The sequence below is a fragment of the Pseudomonas sp. B19(2017) genome (assembly GCF_002113165.1).
GTDB lineage: Bacteria > Pseudomonadota > Gammaproteobacteria > Pseudomonadales > Pseudomonadaceae > Aquipseudomonas.
In genome coordinates, this window is the sequence record NZ_NEJR01000011.1 from 124,776 (window position 1) to 144,544 (window position 19,769).

17 protein-coding genes, 1 tRNA gene and 1 pseudogene are annotated in these 19,769 nt (G+C 63.4%); 14 read left to right on the top strand and 5 right to left on the bottom strand.

Annotated elements, in window-relative coordinates:
- Window positions 1-112: 112 nt before the first annotated feature.
- From CAF70_RS16520 to CAF70_RS16555, 7 genes and pseudogenes are all read left to right on the top strand, one after another.
- On the top strand, window positions 113-325 hold the full coding sequence (locus CAF70_RS16520; protein WP_085625855.1) for a cysteine-rich CWC family protein: 213 nt from the start codon (window positions 113-115) through the stop codon (window positions 323-325).
- A gap of 9 nt (window positions 326-334) precedes the next feature.
- On the top strand, window positions 335-1,027 hold the full coding sequence (locus CAF70_RS16525) for a pseudouridine synthase (protein WP_085625854.1): 693 nt from the start codon (window positions 335-337) through the stop codon (window positions 1,025-1,027).
- A 448-nt stretch (window positions 1,028-1,475) separates the two neighbouring features.
- Complete coding sequence (phaG, locus tag CAF70_RS16530; protein ID WP_085625853.1) at window positions 1,476-2,363, top strand: (R)-3-hydroxydecanoyl-ACP:CoA transacylase; 888 nt, start codon at window positions 1,476-1,478, stop codon at window positions 2,361-2,363.
- Window positions 2,364-2,475: 112 nt separating this feature from the next.
- Window positions 2,476-2,549: transfer RNA gene (locus CAF70_RS16535), tRNA-Gly, on the top strand.
- A 165-nt stretch (window positions 2,550-2,714) separates the two neighbouring features.
- A complete protein-coding gene (locus CAF70_RS16545) occupies window positions 2,715-4,421 on the top strand; it encodes a SulP family inorganic anion transporter (RefSeq protein WP_085625851.1) in 1,707 nt (568 codons plus the stop codon).
- A gap of 163 nt (window positions 4,422-4,584) precedes the next feature.
- Window positions 4,585-5,592 (top strand): DUF4917 family protein, encoded by a 1,008-nt coding sequence (locus CAF70_RS16550; protein ID WP_085625850.1) that lies wholly within the window; start codon window positions 4,585-4,587, stop codon window positions 5,590-5,592.
- Between the two features lie 148 nt (window positions 5,593-5,740).
- A pseudogene (locus CAF70_RS16555) lies at window positions 5,741-6,271 on the top strand (helix-turn-helix transcriptional regulator); the annotation flags it as partial.
- A gap of 3 nt (window positions 6,272-6,274) precedes the next feature.
- Here CAF70_RS16555 and CAF70_RS16560 read toward each other — a convergent pair.
- Both CAF70_RS16560 and CAF70_RS16565 read right to left on the bottom strand, forming a co-directional pair.
- On the bottom strand, window positions 6,275-7,498 hold the full coding sequence (locus CAF70_RS16560; protein ID WP_085625849.1) for an SAM-dependent methyltransferase: 1,224 nt from the start codon (window positions 7,496-7,498) through the stop codon (window positions 6,275-6,277).
- 185 nt (window positions 7,499-7,683) lie between these two features.
- Window positions 7,684-8,301, bottom strand: a complete 618-nt coding sequence (locus CAF70_RS16565) for a TPM domain-containing protein (RefSeq protein WP_085625848.1) — start codon at window positions 8,299-8,301, stop codon at window positions 7,684-7,686.
- A 186-nt stretch (window positions 8,302-8,487) separates the two neighbouring features.
- Between CAF70_RS16565 and bglX the strand changes: the two genes are divergently transcribed.
- The 4 genes from bglX (at window position 8,488) to CAF70_RS16585 (ending at window position 15,612) form a co-directional block, all read left to right on the top strand.
- Window positions 8,488-10,779, top strand: a complete 2,292-nt coding sequence (gene bglX / locus CAF70_RS16570) for a beta-glucosidase BglX (protein WP_085625847.1) — start codon at window positions 8,488-8,490, stop codon at window positions 10,777-10,779.
- A gap of 148 nt (window positions 10,780-10,927) precedes the next feature.
- Complete coding sequence (locus CAF70_RS16575; RefSeq protein ID WP_085625846.1) at window positions 10,928-12,685, top strand: ATP-binding protein; 1,758 nt, start codon at window positions 10,928-10,930, stop codon at window positions 12,683-12,685.
- Window positions 12,679-14,013, top strand: a complete 1,335-nt coding sequence (locus tag CAF70_RS16580; protein WP_085625845.1) for a sigma-54 dependent transcriptional regulator — start codon at window positions 12,679-12,681, stop codon at window positions 14,011-14,013. Before CAF70_RS16575 ends, CAF70_RS16580 begins: the two co-directional genes overlap by 7 nt.
- A gap of 279 nt (window positions 14,014-14,292) precedes the next feature.
- A complete protein-coding gene (locus CAF70_RS16585; protein WP_085625844.1) occupies window positions 14,293-15,612 on the top strand; it encodes an MFS transporter in 1,320 nt (439 codons plus the stop codon).
- A gap of 134 nt (window positions 15,613-15,746) precedes the next feature.
- Here CAF70_RS16585 and CAF70_RS16590 read toward each other — a convergent pair whose 3' ends face one another.
- A complete protein-coding gene (locus tag CAF70_RS16590; protein ID WP_085625843.1) occupies window positions 15,747-16,499 on the bottom strand; it encodes a hypothetical protein in 753 nt (250 codons plus the stop codon).
- Between the two features lie 344 nt (window positions 16,500-16,843).
- On the opposite strand from CAF70_RS16590, the gene CAF70_RS16595 reads away from it, so the two are divergent.
- Together CAF70_RS16595 and CAF70_RS16600 are read left to right on the top strand one after the other, a co-directional pair.
- Complete coding sequence (locus CAF70_RS16595) at window positions 16,844-17,209, top strand: hypothetical protein (RefSeq protein WP_063913218.1); 366 nt, start codon at window positions 16,844-16,846, stop codon at window positions 17,207-17,209.
- Window positions 17,210-17,327: 118 nt separating this feature from the next.
- A complete protein-coding gene (locus tag CAF70_RS16600; protein ID WP_085625842.1) occupies window positions 17,328-17,933 on the top strand; it encodes a flavin reductase family protein in 606 nt (201 codons plus the stop codon).
- Here CAF70_RS16600 and CAF70_RS16605 read toward each other — a convergent pair whose 3' ends face one another.
- Together CAF70_RS16605 and CAF70_RS16610 are read right to left on the bottom strand one after the other, a co-directional pair.
- Window positions 17,934-18,167 (bottom strand): hypothetical protein, encoded by a 234-nt coding sequence (locus CAF70_RS16605; protein WP_085625841.1) that lies wholly within the window; start codon window positions 18,165-18,167, stop codon window positions 17,934-17,936.
- Between the two features lie 82 nt (window positions 18,168-18,249).
- Window positions 18,250-18,543, bottom strand: a complete 294-nt coding sequence (locus CAF70_RS16610) for a putative quinol monooxygenase (RefSeq protein WP_085625840.1) — start codon at window positions 18,541-18,543, stop codon at window positions 18,250-18,252.
- A gap of 202 nt (window positions 18,544-18,745) precedes the next feature.
- On the opposite strand from CAF70_RS16610, the gene CAF70_RS16615 reads away from it, so the two are divergent.
- A complete protein-coding gene (locus CAF70_RS16615; RefSeq protein WP_085625839.1) occupies window positions 18,746-19,666 on the top strand; it encodes an AraC family transcriptional regulator in 921 nt (306 codons plus the stop codon).
- The last annotated feature ends 103 nt before the right edge of the window (window positions 19,667-19,769 follow it).

Consider the following 19,769-nt stretch of genomic DNA (forward strand, 5'->3'; position numbering starts at 1 on the left):
CAGCGGCGCTGGCGAGCGTCGATGCGAAATGCGATCATCGACATTGAATAAGACAGTACCGCCAAGGTGCAGTGCCATTTCCGCAACAATTTGATACAGGTGAGCGGCAGCCATGCCCGACAACCAGCACTGCCCCGCGTGTGGCGCCCTCAACCAGTGCAGCCTGGCCGACCCGCGCCGGGCCACCCAGGCCTGCTGGTGTTACAGCGTGACCATTGACCGTGCCGTGCTCGAGGCCCTGCCCGCCGAGCTGCGCGACAAAGCCTGCCTGTGCCCGCGCTGCGCCGCCGTCGAAGAACAACTTCGTTCCCCCGCTTCCGACTGACCGTTTGTCATGCGCCTCGACCGTTTCCTCGCCAACCTGCCCAGCCACAACCGCCAGCAAGTCCGCCTGATGCTGGCGCAGCGCCGTGTGCGGCTGGATGGCCAGGTGGTCAGCGACCCGCTGACCGAGGTGCGCGAATTCAGCCGCGTGGAGCTGGACGACCAACTGCTGCAGGCAGGCCGCCCGGCGCGCTACCTGATGTTGCACAAGCCCACTGGCTGCGTCAGTGCCACCCAGGACCCACAACACCGCACCGTGCTCGACCTGCTGCCCGCCGCGCTGCGTGAGGACCTGCACATTGCCGGGCGGCTGGACTTCAACACCACCGGCCTGATGATCCTGACCAACGATGGCCAATGGTCACGGCGGCTTACCCAGCCCGCGACCAAGCTGCCCAAGCACTACCTGGTGGAAACCGAGGACGAGATTGGCGAGCACTATGTGGCCAAGTTCCTCGAGGGCTTCTACTTCGCCTTCGAGGGCCTCACCACCCTGCCGGCCCAGCTGGACATCCTTGGGCCGCGCCAGGCGCGGCTGGCGATCGTCGAAGGGCGCTACCACCAGGTGAAGCGCATGTTCGGCCATTTCGATAACAAGGTGGTGGGGTTGCACCGCGAGAGCATGGGGGCGATCCGGCTGGACCCGGGGTTGGCGCCTGGCGCGTTTCGTGAGCTCACGGCGGATGAAATAGCGACGGTCTAGTTGGACTGTTCGGGCCTCTTCGCGGGCTCGCCCGCTCCCACAGGGATCACATCAACCCTGAGGCCTGTGGTGTACCTGTGGGAGCGGGCAAGCCCGCGAAGAGGCCCGAAAAGACAGCTCAGGCTCGTCATACGACCGCTCAGCGACAAAAGTCACATTTCCTCCCGAACGGCACTTGCGGGATCCCCGCTCCACTGCTTGAATCCAAATCGTCAGTCCGCATGTGACTAACAAGTCACGCTCGCGGTCGAAGACACTTTTTGCCGGCCACCCAGGGCCTTGATGCCTTGGGGCACGGCAAATTGCCCGCCAAAAACAATACCGTCGACGCACGTGCCAAGGATCGACACAGGGCCACCCGGTTTCTCTTCAGGCAAATGCCTACCTGTCATAAAGAACGTGCACCCTAGGTGACGCGAATACCCTTTTTGCGCCAGGAGTCGATGACATGAGGCCAGAAATCGCTGTACTTGATATCCAAGGTCAGTATCGGGTTTACACGGAGTTCTATCGCGCGGATGCGGCCGAGAAAACGATCATCCTGATCAATGGCTCGCTGGCCACCACGGCCTCGTTCGCCCAGACGGTACGTAACCTGCACCCGCAGTTCAACGTAGTGCTGTTCGACCAGCCATATGCCGGCAAGTCCAAGCCGCATAACCGCCAGGAACGACTGATCAGCAAGGAGACCGAGGCGCATATTCTTCTTGAGCTGATCGAGCACTTCCAGGCAGACCACGTGATGTCGTTCTCGTGGGGGGGCGCAAGTACGCTGCTGGCGCTGGCGCACCAGCCGCGGCACGTGAAGAAAGCGGTGGTAAGCTCGTTCTCGCCGGTGATCAACGAACCGATGCGCGACTACCTGAACCGTGGCTGCCAGTACCTGGCCGCCTGCGACCGCTATCAGGTCGGCAACCTGGTCAACGACACCATCGGCAAGCACCTGCCGTCGCTGTTCAAGCGCTTCAACTACCGCCACGTCAGCAGCCTGGACAGCCACGAGTACGCGCAGATGCACTTCCACATCAACCAAGTGCTGCAACATGACCTGGAGCGGGCCCTGAACGGCGCACGCAATATCGACATCCCGGTACTGTTCATCAACGGCGAACGCGACGAGTACACCACCGTCGAAGATGCCAGGCAGTTCGGCAAGCATGTGGGCAAGAGCCAGTTCAGCGTGATCCGTGACGCGGGCCACTTCCTCGACATGGAAAACAAGGCCGCCTGCGAGAACACCCGCAGCGTCTTGCTCGGTTTCCTCAAGCCGACCGTGCGCGAACCTCGTCAACGCTACCAGCACGTACAACAGGGGCAGCATGCATTGGCCATCTGAGCGCATCGGCGCCCCGTAGGCGATACCCGCAGGCTAATGGGGTGCCGACAAGCTTTTTTATAACTTGGGCTTCTAATTCGTGGAGGGTTCTGGTAAAAAGTGCAGCGCAGATGCGGGTATAGTTTAGTGGCAAAACGAAAGCTTCCCAAGCTTTAGTTGAGGGTTCGATTCCCTCTACCCGCTCCACATCGCATTCCCGCATGGCGTTCCCGCAACGTCATCGCTGTCAAAAGGAGCCCAGGCTCCTTTTTTCGTTTCACCCCCTTCCCTTTGACCTGCCCCATGGCCATTTGCCTGCCGATCCGCTTCAATGCGTGGATGGACTCGTGAAGCATTTCGAAAGGACGACGCATGTTTCTCTCCCGCTGGCTACCGGGCCTTGCCAACCTGCTGCGCTACCGCCGAGAGTGGTTCCACGCCGACCTGCAGGCCGGCCTGTCGGTGGCAGCCATCCAGATTCCCATTGCCATCGCCTACGCGCAGATCGTCGGCCTGCCGCCGCAGTACGGCCTGTACGCCTGTGTGCTGCCGATGATGGTCTATGCCCTGATCGGCAGCTCACGCCAGTTGATGGTCGGCCCCGACGCCGCCACCTGCGCGATGATCGCCGGTGCCGTGGCGCCGCTGGCCATGGGCGAGCCGCACCGGATTGCCGAACTGTCAGTGATCGTCACCCTGCTGGTCGGGGTCATGCTGATTGCCGCCGGTGTGGCCCGGGCCGGGTTCATCGCCAGCTTCTTCTCGCGGCCGATCCTGATTGGCTACCTCAACGGCATCGGCCTGAGCCTGATCGCCGGGCAGTTGTCCAAGGTGGTGGGGTTCAGAATCGAGGGCGACGGTTTCATCCTCAGCCTGATCAACTTCTTCCAGCGCCTGGGCGAAATCCATTGGGTAACACTGTTCATCGGCCTCGCCGCACTGGGCCTGCTGATCTGGCTACCACGGCGCTACCCGCGCCTGCCCGCGGCACTGACAGTGGTCGCGCTGTTCATGCTGCTGGTCGGCCTGTTCGGCCTCGACCGCTTTGGCGTCGCCATCCTCGGCCCGGTACCCGCCGGTATCCCGCAGTTGGCTTGGCCACACAGTAACCTGGCAGAAATGAAAAGCCTGCTGCGCGACGCCCTGGGTATCGCCACCGTCAGCTTCTGCAGCGCCATGCTCACCGCACGCAGCTTTGCCGCCCGGCACGGCTACGCGATCAACGCCAACCACGAATTCGTCGCCCTGGGCGTAAGCAATCTGGCAGCCGGAGTTTCCCAGGGCTTTGCCATCAGCGGTGCAGACTCGCGCACTGCGGTCAACGACATGGTCGGTGGCAAGAGCCAACTGGTGGGCATCATCGCAGCACTGGTCATCGCCCTGATCCTGCTGTTCTTCACCGCGCCGATGGCGTGGATCCCGCAGGCCGCGCTGGGTGCCGTGCTGCTGATGGCAGGCTGGGGACTGATCGACATCAAGTCGCTTAAGCATATCCGCCGCCTGAGCCGCTTCGAGTTCTGGCTGTGCCTGCTGACCACGGTCGGTGTGCTGAGCCTGGGCGTGCTGCCCGGCATCGTGTTTGCCGTGACCCTGGCGATCCTGCGCCTGCTGTACAGCATCTATCAGCCCACCGACGCGGTGCTGGGCTGGCTGCCGGGCACCGAAGGCCAGGTGGACATCCGCAAACACAAGGATGCCCGTACCGTGCCCGGGCTGGTGGTGTACCGCTTCGACGACGCGATCCTGTTCTTCAACGCCGACTATTTCAAGATGCGCCTGCTCGAAGCGGTGCAGAGCCACGACCAGCCCAAGGCCGTGCTGTTCGATGCCGAAGCGGTAACCAGCATCGACGTCAGCGGCATCGCCGCCCTGCGCGAAGTGCGCGACACCTTGGCGGCCCAGGGTATCCTGTTCGCCATAGCCCGCGCCCGCGGCACCTTTCTGCGCATGCTGGTGCGCTCGGGGATGGCCCGGGAGATGGAAGACAAACTGCTGTTCGGCTCGGTGCGGGCGGGCATCCGTGCGTATCGGGTGTGGCGTAACAGGAGCCGCAGTGTGGAAGTGGCTGAGCAAAATTGAAAGATGCATGGTTGCCACTGGCCCTATCGCCGGCAAGCCAGCTTCCACAGGTATTGCGCTGCCGTCAGTGCCGCCGCAAGGCCGTTGGCTGAATACAACCCTCGCACACCTTGCATGACATGCTAAAGTCGCCCCGTTTTCGCTCCACCCAACGGACCCCAGCATGCCCGCACTCGACGCCACCCTCATCCCCTGGCCAGAACTCGCCGCCCTGCACCCTTGCGACGCACTGCTGCTGGGCAACGGCGCCAGCCGCGCGTTGTGGAAGCCGTTCGGCTACTTCTCGCTGTTCGAGGAAGCGCAACGCGCCGGTCGCAAGAAAGGCCTGGCCGTCAGCGACCAGGCACTGTTCAAGTCACTGGGCACCGAACTGTTCGAGCCGGTGCTCAGCGCCCTCAACACCACCGTACGCACCAACGCCGCGCTGGCCATCAACTCCACCGCGCCGCTGAACCGCTACTACTCGATCAAGGAAGCGCTGATTCACGCCGTCCGCACGGTGCACCTGCCGTGGCCACTCATGCCGGCGGCCACCCTGGCAACCCTCAACCAGGCCCTGCGCGGCTACCGCAGCGTCTACACCAGCAACTACGACCTGCTGCTACCGTGGGCTGTGCAACACGCCCCGCACGGCTTCACCAAACTGTTCGACGAGCAAGGCTTCTTCGACGTGCGCCGCACCCGCGGCGAAGGCACCCGCGTGCTGCACCTGCATGGCGGCCTGCACCTGCTCAAGCTACCCGACGGCACCACCCGCCACCGCAGCGCCGACAGCGCCGAATTGCTCGATGGTTTTGCCGTGAACATTCCGGGCGAAGTGCCGTTGTTCGTCAACGAAGATCGCAGCGACGAGAAACTGCGCGCCATCCGCAACTCGGATTACCTTGGCTGGTGCCTGGGGCAGCTGGCGCAGGAAAGCCAAGGGCTATGCCTGTTCGGGCAGCATCTGGACAGCAGTGACCAGCACCTGCTCGAAGCCATCCGACAGGCCCGGCCGAAGCATCTGTCTATTGCCATAAGGCCGTTGAGCGAGTCATCGGTGATCAACCAGAAGCAGCATTTTATGAATAGGTTCAGGGATATGTCAGGGACGGAGCTGCATTTCTTTGATGCCAGTACGCATCCCCTCGGACAGGCAGAATCGGCTATTGAGGCGCCAGCTCGCACCTGAGCGAATAACGCGGTCAGCTGTAGGCATCAAGGCGCCGATGCCGTTGTCACCTGCACGGCCGGGCCTACTGCAACCGGCTCAGGCATCGCTACGTCGCCGCCCAGCTGGCGGATTTGCCGAATCTGCTGGACCCTGTTCAGGTTTTCCCACGCGACTCAAGCAGCTTTGCGACATCCGCCGCGCCAGCAAGGCCTCAGGCAATGCGCAGCGCATCGATCACCTCCCCTCCCTGCCCGACAGCATTCGCCTGACCGGCGAACACCACAAGCATCAGGCGCTCAGCAAGGTCATGCCGTACATCGACCAGCACTTTCGCGAATGCGTCGATCAAAAGGACCTCGCGCAGCGCTGCGGCATGACCACGGCCCGCTTCAGCCGCCTGTTCAAGGAAGTCAACGGCGTAGGGTTTCTGGATTACATCCTGAGCAAGCGCATGAACCTGGCCATGGACCTCGTCAACAGCCAGATGCCGATTACCAGCATCGGCTATGAGGCCGGCTTCAAGGACCCTTCCTACTTCGCCCGTGCCTTCAAGCAGGTCAGCAACTGCACGCCCAGCGAGTACCGCCAGGCACGCCAACTCGGTGCATCGGTCGGTGAAACCGAGCCCCTGAAAGGTTCAGATGCGCCACTGCTGGATAACGTGTTGACGAGTGCGGCGCTTCACAAGAGCCGTTGAAGATCACACGCCAGCCAGCAACCCGTCCGCCCGCAACAACGTCTCCAGGCAATGCTCCTGTACACCATAGAACGCCTTGAGCTGCCCGATCTTTTCCAGCAACGCGCCGTTGTCCCCCACCTGCCGCCGCTTCACTGCAAGAATCATCTTGTTCTTGTTGGTGTGCTCCAGCGAGATGAACTCGAACACCTTGGTCTCGTACCCGCAGGCCTCCAGGTACAGCGCGCGCAGGCTGTCGGTCAGCATCTCGGCCTGCTGGCCCAGGTGCAGGCCGTACTGCAGCATCGGTTGCAACAAACCCGGGCTGTGCAGTTGCGGGCGGATCTGTTTGTGGCAGCACGGCGAGCACATGATGATCGCGGCGTTGCAACGGATGCCGGTGTGAATGGCGTAGTCGGTGGCGATGTCGCAGGCATGCAGGGCGATCATCACCTCGATGGCCTCGGGCACCACGCTGCGCACATCGCCACACTGGAACTCCAGGCCCGGGTGCTCCAGGCGCGAGGCGGCGGCGTTGCACAGGTCGACCATGTCCTGGCGCAACTCGACGCCGGTTACCTGTGCCTCGCGGCCCAGGCTGTTGCGCAGGTAGTCGTGCATGGCAAAGGTCAGGTAGCCCTTGCCCGAACCGAAGTCGGCCACCCGCAGCGCCTGATCCGCCGGCACCGGGGCGCCGGCCAGGGCGTGGTCGAAGACTTCGATGAACTTGTTGATCTGCTTCCACTTGCGCGACATGGACGGGATCAGCGCACCTTGTGCATCCGTCACGCCGAGGTCGCGCAGGAACGGCCGTGACAGCTCCAGGTAGCGCTTCTTCTCGCGGTCATGGCTATTGCTGGTGGCTGCTTCGCGCGGTGCCTGTGCGCCGTGGCGCTGGAGCATGGGCTTGCCCTTCTTGCTGAAGGTCAGCTGCACTTCACCGTCGGCGTCGAACAAGTGGGCGTTACGGAAGCTGTCCGGCAACAGCTCGGCGACCAGCGCCTGGGCCTGGTCCAGCGCCAGGTTGCGGGTGATGTCGCGGGTCTGGTGGCGGTAGACCAGCGACAGGCACGGCTGGCCCTTGACCTGCAGCGGCTTGGCAACGATCCGCTGCAAGGTCTGGTCGGCACCTACATGGCGCGCCAGCACCAGTTTGACCAAGGTATTGCCGTGCAGGGCGGCGTTCAGCAGGTCGAGAAACTGGGCGCGCGCATCTGGCGCGGCGGGGGCGGAAGAACTGGCGGACATGGAAAAACGGTGCCTCGGATAGCGGGGAGCGCATGGCGCAATGCACGCATTCTACAGGGTGCTCAACTTCCTGTGGGAGCGGGCTTGCCCGCGAACACCGGCGAAGCCGTTGCCATACACCGCGTCGCCAGTTTCGCGGGCGCGCCCGCTCCCACAGGGGAAGCGTCAAGCCATCGCACGCCGACTCAATCGAGAATCACCAGCCGGTTGGGCAACTCATTACGCGCATGGGTAGGCGGCACGTGCTCGCTGAGCAGTTCGCCGCACGCCTCGATGCATTCGACAAAACCCTGCAAGGTGCGGCCCTGGCGTACCTGTTCGGCAAAGCGGGCGACGATGGCCGCGCGGACCGTGGCATCCAGGTAGTGCTCAATGCCGCGGTCGACCAGGATTTCCACGTGCCGCTCCGCCTCGCTGACAAAAATCAGCACACCCGTGGCGCCTGCCGTGCCCTGCAGGTTCTGCTCGCGAAATTGCTGGCGGGCCAGGCGCGAAGCGCGCCAGCGGCGCAATGCCCGGGGGATCAGCCAGCCGGCCAGGCGCGGGTTGCGCAGCAGCAGGCACAGGCTGACGAACAGCAACACATTGGCCACCAGCAGGCCACGCACGCCGGGCCAGCCCAGCAGCCAGTGCAACAGGGCCGGCACGGCCAGCGCCAGCACGGCGGCACAGAGCAAAGGCCAGTAGGCGTAGTCATCGGCCCGGCGGGCCAGCACTGTCACCAGCTCGGCATCGGTACGCCGTTCGGCACGGGCAATGGCTTCGGCGATCTGGCGCTGGTGATACTCGTCTAAGGGGGTCATGCCGTCGGTCTCTTGGGCGTTCTTATAGTTGTTGTCCCGGCATTCGGGGCTTCCTCCGCAGGCGCTATATTCAGGCATAATCCGCCGCTGGAAGAAATGCCTGCAAATCGTACAACAATAGCCGCCTGAAAACTTCGGCCGCGCACGTATCACCGCGGATACGGCAAAGGCCCCATAACGGAATTGATGATGAAACTGTCTTTGCTGGGCCTGGCCATGGGCCTTGCCAGTCAGGCGGCCCTCGCCGCCCCCTCCGCCCCGCCCCTGCAGGACAAGCAGGCGTTCATCGACCATCTGATCAGCCAGATGACCGAAGCCGAGAAGATCGGCCAACTGCGCCTGATCAGTATCGGGCCGGAAATGCCCAAGGATAAGATCCGCGAGGAAATTGCCGCCGGGCGCATCGGCGGTACCTTCAACTCACGCACGGCCCCCGAGAACCGCCCCATGCAGGACGCGGCGATGCGTAGCCGGCTGAAGATTCCGATGTTCTTCGCCTACGACACCGTCCACGGCGAACGCACCATTTTCCCGATCGGCCTGGGCATGGCCGCGACCTGGGACATGGACGCCGTCGCCAAGGTCGGCCGCACCGCCGCCATCGAAGCCGCGGCGGACGCCCTGGACATGACCTTCGCGCCAATGGTCGACATCGCCCGCGACCCGCGCTGGGGCCGCACCAGTGAAGGCTTCGGCGAGGACACCTACCTGACCTCGAAGATCGGCCAGGTGATGGTCCGCTCGTTCCAGGGCAGCAGCCCGGCCAACCCCGACAGCATCATGGCCATCGTCAAGCACTTCGCCCTGTATGGCGCGGTGGAAGGCGGGCGCGACTACAACACGGTCGACATGAGCCTGCCGAAAATGTACAACGACTACCTGCCGCCCTACCGCGCCGCACTCGACGCGGGTGCCGGCGGGGTGATGGTGGCGCTGAACTCGATCAACGGCGTGCCGGCCACCTCCAACACCTGGCTGATGAACGACCTGCTGCGCAAGGAGTGGGGCTTCAAGGGCGTGACCATCAGCGACCACGGTGCCATCCAGGAACTGATCCGCCATGGCGTCGCCCGCGACGGGCGCGAAGCCGCCAAGCTGGCTATCAAGGCCGGCATCGACATGAGCATGAACGACACCCTGTACGGCGAAGAGCTGCCAGGCCTGCTGAAGTCTGGCGAAGTGACCCAGGCCGAACTGGACCAGGCAGTGCGCGAAGTGCTCGGTGCCAAGTACGACATGGGCCTGTTCAAGGACCCGTACGTGCGCATCGGCAAGGCCGAAACCGACCTGAAGGACTACTACGGCAACGACCGCCTGCACCGCGACGCCGCGCGTGACGTGGCGCGCCGCAGCCTGGTGCTGCTGGAAAACCGCAACCAGACGCTGCCGCTGAAAAAGGCCGGCACCATCGCCTTGGTCGGCCCACTGGCCGATGCCCCGATCGACATGATGGGCAGCTGGGCTGCCGACGGCAAACCGATGCACTCGGTGACCGTGCGCGAAGGCCTGCGCCGCGCCGTGGAGGGCAAGGCCAGGCTGGTCTACGCCAAAGGCTCCAATGTCACCGGCGACAAGGCGATGTTCGATTACCTGAACTTCCTCAACTTCGATGCTCCGGAAATCGTCGACGACCCGCGCCCGCCTGCGGTGCTGATCGACGAAGCGGTGAAGGCGGCGAAGCAGTCTGATGTTGTGGTGGCAGTGGTCGGCGAATCCCGCGGCATGTCCCACGAGTCGTCGAGCCGCACCACCCTCGAAATCCCGGCCAGCCAGCGGGAGCTGATCAAGGCCCTGAAGGCCACCGGCAAGCCTCTGGTGCTGGTGCTGATGAACGGCCGCCCGCTGTCGATTGCCTGGGAGCGTGAGCAGGCCGACGCCATCCTGGAAACCTGGTTCGCCGGTACCGAAGGTGGCAACGCGATCGCCGACGTGCTGTTCGGCGATTACAACCCGTCTGGCAAGCTGGCCATCACCTTCCCGCGTTCGGTAGGGCAGATCCCGATGTACTACAACCACACCCGTATTGGCCGGCCCTTCACGCCGGGCAAGCCGGGCAACTACACCTCGCAGTACTTCGAGGAGCCCAATGGCCCGCTGTACCCGTTCGGCTATGGCCTGAGTTACAGCAGCTTCGAGCTGTCGGGGCTGAAGCTGTCGAACAAGGACCTCAAGCGTGGCGACACGCTGGAAGCCAAGGTGACGGTGAAGAACACCGGCAAGCTGGCAGGCGAGACCGTGGTGCAGCTGTACCTGCAGGATGTATCGGCGTCGATGAGCCGCCCGGTGAAGGAACTGAAGAATTTCCAGAAGCTGATGCTCAAGCCTGGCGAGTCGCGTACGTTGAGCTTCCGCATCAGCGAAGAAGACCTGAAGTTCTACAATGGCCAACTGCAGCGGGTTGCCGAGCCTGGGGAATTCAATGTCCAGGTCGGGCTGGATTCCCAGGCGGTGCAACAGCAGAGCTTTGAACTGCTGTAACTGACAGGTTTTGCCTGTACCGGCCCCTTCGCGGGCTTGCCCGCTCCCACAGGTACTGCACAAGTCCATCGGGCTGTGAATTTCCTGTGGGAGCGGGCAAGCCCGCGAAGAGGCCGGCACTGATATCCCATCCATCCGGATCCGCCCCATGCCCTTTTCCGTTCGCGCCCTGCGTCTGGGGCTGATCACCTTGTTGATCGTGCTGGGCACTGCCCTCAGCGCCGGCTGGGCCATGTACCAGGCCAAGCGCCAGGCCATGGAAGCCGACGCCCAGCGTGCCAGCCAGCAGTTGAGCCTGTATGCCAATACCCTGCACACGCTGATCGACCGTTACCGCGCCCTGCCCGCCGTGCTGGCGCTGGACCCGGAACTGATCGCTGCCCTGCGTGGCCCGGTCAGCGAACCGGTGCAGGACGCCCTGAACCGCAAGCTCGAACGCATCAACGGTGCCGCCAATTCCTCCACCCTCGAACTGCTCGATCGCACCGGCCTGGCCATCGCCGCCAGCAACTGGCGGCTGCCCAGCAGCTACGTGGGCTCCAACTACGGTTTCCGCCCCTACTTCAAGCAAACCCGCAGCCAGGGCAGTGGCCGCTTCTACGCCGTGGGTGTGACCAGTGGCGTGCCGGGCTACTTCCTCGCCAGCGCGGTGAACGACGAGCATGGCCGCTTCCTTGGTGCCATGGTGGTGAAACTGGAATTCCCCGAACTGGAACGCGAGTGGCGCCAGGGCAGCGATATCCTGCTGGTCAGCGATGCCCGTGGCATCACCTTCATCGCCAACCAGGACGGCTGGCGCTACCGCGAACTGCAGCCACTCAGTGGTGCCGACCGTGCCGAACTGGCCGAAACCCGTCAGTACGACAAGCAACCGCTGGTGCCGCTGCAACACCAGGTGCTGAGCCGTTTTGCCGCCAACAGCACCCTCAGCCGCGTGCAAGGCCCGGAAGGCAGCACCGAGTACCTGTGGGAAAGCCTGCCGCTGGAAGGTGAAAACTGGACCTTGCACCTGCTGCGCAAGCCGCAGGTCGCCGCCGACGGCCGCAATGCTGCCCTCGGCGCCGCCGCCGTATGGCTGAGCCTGGTGTTCGCTGCGCTGTTCGTCAGCCAGCGCCTGCGCCTGGCCCGCCTGCGCCAGCGCAGCCGGGAGGAGCTCAAGCGCCAGGTCGAGGAGCGCACCCGTGAGCTGCGCACCGCCCAGGAGGGGCTGGTGCAATCGGCCAAGCTGGCCGCACTGGGGCAGATGTCGGCAGCCATGGCCCATGAAATCAACCAGCCGCTGACTACCCAGCGCATGCAACTGGAAACCCTGCGTCTGCTGCTCGACCATGGCCGATATGACGAAGCACGCCAGGCACTGGAACCGTTGGAGCAGATGCTCACGCGCATGGCCGCGCTCACCAGCCACCTGAAAACCTTCGCCCGCAACAGCCCGGTCGGCCTGCGCGAACGCCTCGACCTGGCCACCGTGGTCGACCAGGCCCTGCACCTGCTGGAAGCGCGCATCCGCAGCGAAGACGTGGAGGTAGCCCTTTACCTCGCGCGCCCGGCCTGGGTACGCGGCGATGCCATTCGCCTGGAACAGGTGCTGATCAACCTGCTGCGCAATGCCCTCGACGCCATGGCCGACAAGCGCTACAAACGCCTGGAGATCCGCATCGAGCCCGACGGCGAGCAGTGGCGGCTGAGCGTGCTGGATTCGGGTGGCGGCATTGCCGAGGCCGACCTGGCCAAGGTTTTCGACCCGTTCTTCACTACCAAGCCGGTAGGCGAAGGCCTGGGGCTGGGCCTGGCCATTTCTTACGGTATCGTTCATGAGGCCGGTGGCCAGCTGCAGGCCGAAAACCTGCCCGGCGGCGCGCGCCTGAGCCTTACCCTGCCCCGTGACCTGGAGCCTGTATGTTGAATTCAGTGATCGTCATTGATGATGAAGCCAGTATCCGCACCGCGGTCGAACAATGGCTGAGCCTGTCCGGCTTCAGCGTGCAACTGTTCGCCCGCGCCGAGGAATGCCTGGCGCATCTGCCGCGGCACTTTCCCGGGGTGATCATCAGCGATGTGCGCATGCCGGGCATGGATGGTCTGCAATTGCTCGAACGCCTGCAGGCGGACGACCCCGACTTGCCGGTGATCCTGCTGACCGGCCACGGCGATGTGCCCATGGCGGTGGAAGCCATGCGCAGCGGGGCCTACGACTTTCTGGAGAAACCCTTCACCCCGCAGCACCTGCTGGGTAGCCTGCGCCGGGCCCTGGAAAAGCGCCAGCTGGTGCTGGAAAACCGCCGGCTGCACGAGCAGGCCGATCTCAAGTCACGCCTGGAAGGCACGCTGCTGGGCATGTCCCAGGGCCTGCAACAACTACGGCGGCAAGTGCTGGACCTGGCCAGCCTGCCGGTCAATGTGCTGATTCGCGGCGAAACCGGCAGTGGCAAGGAGCGCGTGGCCCGCTGCCTGCACGATTTTGGCCCGCGCGCCGACAAGCCGTTCGTCGCCCTCAACTGTGCAGCCATCCCCGAGTCGCTGTTCGAGGCCGAGCTGTTCGGCCATGAAAGCGGTGCCTTTACCGGGGCCCAGGGCAAGCGCATCGGCAAGCTGGAGTACGCCAACGGTGGTACGGTGTTCCTCGACGAAATCGAAAGCATGCCACTGGCCCAACAGGCCAAGCTGCTGCGGGTGATCCAGGAACAGAAGCTGGAGCGCCTGGGGGCCAACCAGAGCATCGACGTCGATCTGCGCATCATTGCCGCGACCAAGCCCGACCTGCTCGAAGAGGCCCGCGCCGGGCGCTTCCGCGAAGACCTTGCCTATCGCCTGAACGTGGCCGAATTGCGCCTGGCGCCGTTGCGCGAGCGGCGTGAGGATATTCCGCTGCTGTTCGAGCACTTTGCCCGTGCTGCTGGCGACAAGCTTGGCCGTACGGCCCCGCCGCTGTCGGGCGCGCAACTGGCGCACTTGCTGTCGCATGACTGGCCGGGCAACGTGCGTGAGCTGGCCAATGCGGCGGAACGCCATGCGCTGGGGCTGGGTTCGCTGAACATCGAGGTGGCGCCTGCCGGGCAATCGCTTGGCGAGCAGATGGAAGCGTTCGAGGCGCAATGCCTGCGCGCGGCGCTACGCCAGCATGGGGGCGAGATCAAGGCGGTGATGGAAGCCTTGCAACTGCCGCGGCGTACGCTGAACGAGAAGATGCAACGGCATGGCTTGGTGCGCGAGGATTTTATCGGGCGAGAATGAGCGGAAATCCGCCTATCACGCTTGGCCAGTAAGCAAAAGTCCGCTCACGCATAGGGTTGGGAGGGGGGCTGCGTTGCAGCCCTTCGCGGGCATGCCCGCTCCCACAGAGAAACGCGACAAGCCAGACATCACGCAGTCCCTGTGGGAGCGGGCGCGCCCGCGAAGGGCGCAAGGCGCCCCCATCTGGGTCATGCCGCACCCATTTGGCACACCTTCTGCAATCGCCTTGGCAAGCTGCGCCACGGCGCGCTCCACAAAAACAACGAGAAGGTATCCCTGATGGATAACGCCACCTCCCTGCCCACCGGGGCGGCCACCGCGCCTGCCGCAGAAAAAACCACCGCCAGCCGCCTGAAGTCGATCTTCAGCGGGTCCATCGGCAACATGGTCGAATGGTACGACTGGTACGTCTACGCCGCATTCTCGCTGTACTTCGCCAAGGCCTTCTTCCCGGCCGGCGATTCCACCGCACAATTGCTCAATACCGCTGCGATCTTCGCCGTGGGCTTCCTCATGCGCCCGATCGGTGGCTGGCTGATGGGCCTGTACGCCGACCGCAAAGGCCGCAAGGCTGCACTGATGGCTTCGGTGCTGCTGATGTGCGCCGGCTCCCTGGTCATCGCCCTGACCCCGGGCTACGAAACCATCGGCGTCGCCGCGCCAATCCTGCTGGTCATCGCCCGCCTGATGCAGGGCCTGTCGGTGGGTGGTGAATATGGCACCTCGGCCACCTACCTCAGTGAAATGGCCAGCAAGGACCGCCGTGGCTTCTTCTCCAGCTTCCAGTACGTGACCTTGATCTCCGGCCAGCTCATCGCCCTGGCAGTACTGATCGTTCTGCAACAGACCCTGACCACCGAGCAGCTGTATGCCTGGGGCTGGCGCGTACCGTTCGTGATCGGTGCGCTGTGCGCCGTGGTTGCCCTGTACCTGCGTCGCGGCATGGAAGAAACCGCCTCCTTCACCAAGAAGGAAAAGGCCAAGGAAAGCCTGATGCGTACCCTGCTGCGCCACCCCAAGGAGCTGATGACCGTGGTCGGCCTGACCATGGGCGGCACCCTGGCCTTCTACACCTACACCACCTACATGCAGAAGTACCTGGTCAACACCGTCGGCATGAGCATCAGCGACTCGACCACCATCTCGGCTGCCACGCTGTTCCTGTTCATGTGCCTGCAGCCAGTGATCGGTGGCCTGTCCGACAAGATCGGCCGTCGCCCGATCCTGATCGCCTTCGGCGTGCTCGGCACCCTGTTCACCGTGCCGATCCTCAGCACCCTGCACACCATCCAGACCTGGTGGGGCGCGTTCTTCCTGATCATGGCGGCGCTGATCATCGTCAGCGGCTACACCTCGATCAACGCCGTGGTCAAAGCCGAGCTGTTCCCCACCGAAATCCGCGCCCTGGGCGTGGGCCTGCCGTACGCCCTGACCGTGTCGATCTTCGGCGGCACCGCCGAGTACGTGGCCCTGTGGTTCAAGAGCGCCGGCATGGAGAGTGGCTTCTACTGGTATGTCACCGCCTGCATCGCCTGCTCGCTGCTGGTTTACGCGACCATGAAGGACACCAAGCAGCACTCGCGGATTACCACTGAGTGAGTGTGAGCTTGCGGTAATGAAGAAGGGCGCCCCGTTTTCGGGGCGCCTTTTTTCATACATGCGAATGCATCATGCAACCAAGATGTACGGCTTGAGGCCCCAGTTAATCTGCTCACCGGTATTGGATAGCAGTCTCAGGACATCTCCAACGCCTGACGCGGTTCACGGCGCTGGTACCAGGTGGCCATCAGTACCAGTACCAGCAATACCCCGCCCAGCACCGCTGAAGAGCCGACCGTGCCAAAGTCCAGGCCGCCCTTCTCGTGGGGCTTGGTGAGGAAGTCGCCCAAGGTGGCGCCGAACGGCCGGGTGAGCACGAACGCAACCCAGAACAACACCACGCCTGGAATGCGCGTCCAGTAGCGAGCCACTACCACAACGGCGATGGCGCTGCCGATCAGCAGTGCACCACCGGCAAAACCTAGCCCCGAGTCATCGGCCAGGTAATCGCCCAGCGCGGTGCCGAGGGTGTTGGAGAACAGGATCGCCACCCAGTAGAACAATTCACCCGTGCGGTTCTTGATGCGGGTGACATCCAGCGGGTTGCCGCTCAGGCGCCATATCACGAAGGTCAGCAGCAGAATGCCGATGAGGATGGCCGAACCCGCGGCGTAGCCCAGGCCCAGGGTGCGGTCCATGAAGTCGGACATGGTGGTGCCGGCGGTGCTGGTGGAGAGGATTACCAGCCAGTACAGCATCGGATGGTAGCGGCGCGAGTACAGCTGGCCGAGCAAGGTCAGCAGGAACACGCTGATCAGCAGCAGCGAGCTGAGGGCATAACCGATGTTCAGGGTCATCGACAGCAAGTCACCTGCCGTTTCGCCAAGAGTGGTAGCGCAGATCTTCATGACCCAGAAGGCCAGGGTGATTTGCGGAAGTTTGTTCATTGTTGTGCCGCTCCGGTTTGAGGTGCCGCGATGGTGCTGAGCAGCATTTGAAAAAACGGTTGGTGATGGATGAAAAATGCGTTGAGCAGCCTTCAATGAAAAAATCTTCATCCGTAATGCCTCGTTAATTCCACCCCCTCAACCTGCAACTACCTGGCAGAGCGTCGGCAAACAGGCAGACGCGTCGTGAGCAGAACCACTGCCTGATCCACGCGATGCGCGCCAACACATATCGAAATAGTCGATTCTTAAGCGCAATTATTTGCGCTTTTTAATCAAATTAATCGGCGTAGGATTAAACCCATAGAAACAAACAACCTCAAGCACCCCCTGGAGCAACGACCATGAAAAACAAACTGATCCTCACCCTCGCCCTCTCGGTTTTCGCTACTGGCGCCTTCGCCGAAGATGGTTTCAACCGCACCAACGCCCACACCTTCGCAGCGGCCCAAAGCCAATCCGCTGCCTACGCTGAAGATGGTTTCGACCGCACTGGCGGCCAGCGCTTCGCTGAAGACGGTTTCGACCGCACCGGCGGCCAGCGCTTCGCTGAAGACGGTTTCGACCGCACCGGTGGCCAGCGCTTCGCTGAAGACGGCTTCGACCGCACCGGTGGCCAGCGCTTCGCTGAGGACGGTTTCGATCGCACTGGCGGCCAACGCTTCGCTGAAGACGGCTTCGAGCGCACCAACGCCCACCGCATCAGCTGATCCCTGATGCGTGCACCCAGCCCGGCTTCGGCCGGGCTTGATCATTTGCAGGCGGGCAAAGGCTTGGCACACTAGGCACATTGTCCACCAGGAGGTAGGGCCAACAAGCCCAGCACAGATGCATTACTACGAACCCGCCAAAGGCCACGGCCTGCCCCACGACCCATTCAACGCCATCGTCGGCCCCCGCCCTATCGGCTGGATTTCCTCACAGGACCGCGAAGGCCGCCTGAACCTGGCGCCCTACAGCTTCTTCAACGCCTTCAACTACATTCCGCCGATCATCGGTTTCTGCAGCGTCGGGCGCAAAGACAGCCTGAACAACATCGAGCAGACCGGCGAATTCGTCTGGAACCTGGCCACCCGACCGTTGGCCGAGCAGATGAACCAGAGCTGCGCACCGGTTGCCGCCGAAATAAACGAATTCGAATTGAGCGGCCTCACCGCCACGCCATCGCGCATCGTCAAGGTGCCGCGTGTTGGCGAAACCCCGGTGGCCTTCGAGTGCAAGGTCAGCCAGATCGTCCAGCTCAAGCGGGCCGATCAGGAACTGGTGCCCAGCTGGCTGATCCTGGGTGAAGTGGTGGCGGTGCACATTGCCGAGCACCTGTTGAAGAACGGCATCTACGATACCGCTGCTGCCGAACCGATCCTGCGTGGCGGTGGCCCGGCGGACTATTTCGAACTGGGCAACCTGTTCAAGATGGCCCGGCCGCCGGCCTGATCACCAGACCAGCTCACCTTCTTCGCTGACGCCCTGCAGGCGTTGCAGCTCGGCTGTGGCCGCTTCGTCGGCGGCCACGGCGCCCTTGAACACCTGGCCGTCGAGAATCTTGTGAAAACGCGGCGCGCCGCCCATGCCCAGGGCCTTGACCGCGATGGCCGCGTTGTAGCCGCCGCCTTCAACCGGGACCATCGCCGAAACCGCTTCGAAATGCGGGAACTCCCTACGTGCCATGTTGCTATCCGCTTCGTTGATCGAGGGCTGGCATTTTACCCTATTTGCCTGTTCCGGCCCTATCGCCGGTACCAGCGACAGATCAGTCAAAGGTATGCAAGTCCAGGCTGCTGACCACCTGTGCCTGTACCAACTCACCAAACACCTGCAGCGTCGGCGAAGCAAAGTACCCACTCATCGCCTGCTGGTCCCGCCAGCTGCCACTGAGCAACCACAAGTCGGCATCAGCCTGCGAACGCTGCACGGTGAAACTCAGGCAACCCGGTGCCCGCAGCGAGGGCTCGAGCAAGTCACGCAAACGCGCGCCCAACTCCGCCGAGCGCCCGCTGCTGGCACGGATGAAAGCAAGGTGGGTGACCGGTTGTGTCGAGGTCATTGCACGATCTCCTTGAAGCAGGCAAACGGGAAAGCCAGGCTGCCAAGGTTAGAGACTCACCCGCGCAGCGCGTTAGGCCATTACTGCTCGCCGATTGCCTGATCCTGCAGCGCGGCAGGATCAGGCAATCGACGTGCAGCTTTTGACTAGCGCCCGCCATTGCCCAAACCTATGCTGCGTCGGTCAGCAGAGGAAAGCCATCATGACCACCGCCACGTCCATCGACCCGAGCCTGGAACTGCAACGCCAGGAGCTGGCCGAGCTGATCAGCCGCCACGCCGGCGAACCCCACGGACCGGCATCGGCCATCGATGACCTGTACCTGGTGCGCTACACCGAAAACGTGCGCTCGGTGCCGACCCTGGCGCAACCCGCGCTGTGCATCCTCGCCCAAGGCAGTAAAAGCCTGTTTCTCGGGGACGAGCAGTACGCCTACGACCCGCTGCACTACATGGTGGTCTCGGTCACCTTGCCGCTTAGCGGTGTCAGGCTCGACGCCAGCCCCGAGCACCCGAGCCTCGGCCTGCGCATGGACCTGGACCCGGCCGAAATCAGCCAGCTGATCGCCGAAAGCGGGCCGATGCTGGTGCCCAACCGGCCTTCCGGTCGTGGCCTGTATGTGGAAAGAACCGATGCCGCGTTGCTCGACGCTCTGCTGCGCCTGATCCGCCTGCTGGATACCCCGCGTGACATCGCGATGCTGGCGCCGCTGTTCCGCCGGGAGATCCTCTACCGCCTGCTGCGTGGGCCGCAGGGCTATCGGTTGTACGAAATCGCCTTGGCCAACAGCCAGACCCACCGGGTTTGCCAAGCCATCACCTGGCTCAACCAGAATTATCAAATGCCTTTGCGCATCGAGGACCTGGCCCGGGAGGTCAACCTCAGCATCTCGACCTTGCACCACCGGTTCAAGGCCGTGACGTCGATGAGCCCGTTGCAGTACCAGAAGCAACTGCGCCTGCAGGAGGCGCGGCGGTTGATGCTCAATGACGGGCTTGAGGCAGCGGTGGCGGCTTACAGGGTAGGCTATGAAAGCCCGTCACAGTTCAGCCGTGAGTACAGCAGGCTGTATGGCGCGCCGCCGATTCGTGATGTGGCCAGGTTGCGGGCGTCTGCTGGCTGAAGTTCTGGATGGCAGTACTGGCCTCTTCGCGGGCTTGCCCGCTCCCACAGGTACAGCACAACATTCAGAATCTGTGCAGAATCCTGTGGGAGCGGGCAAGCCC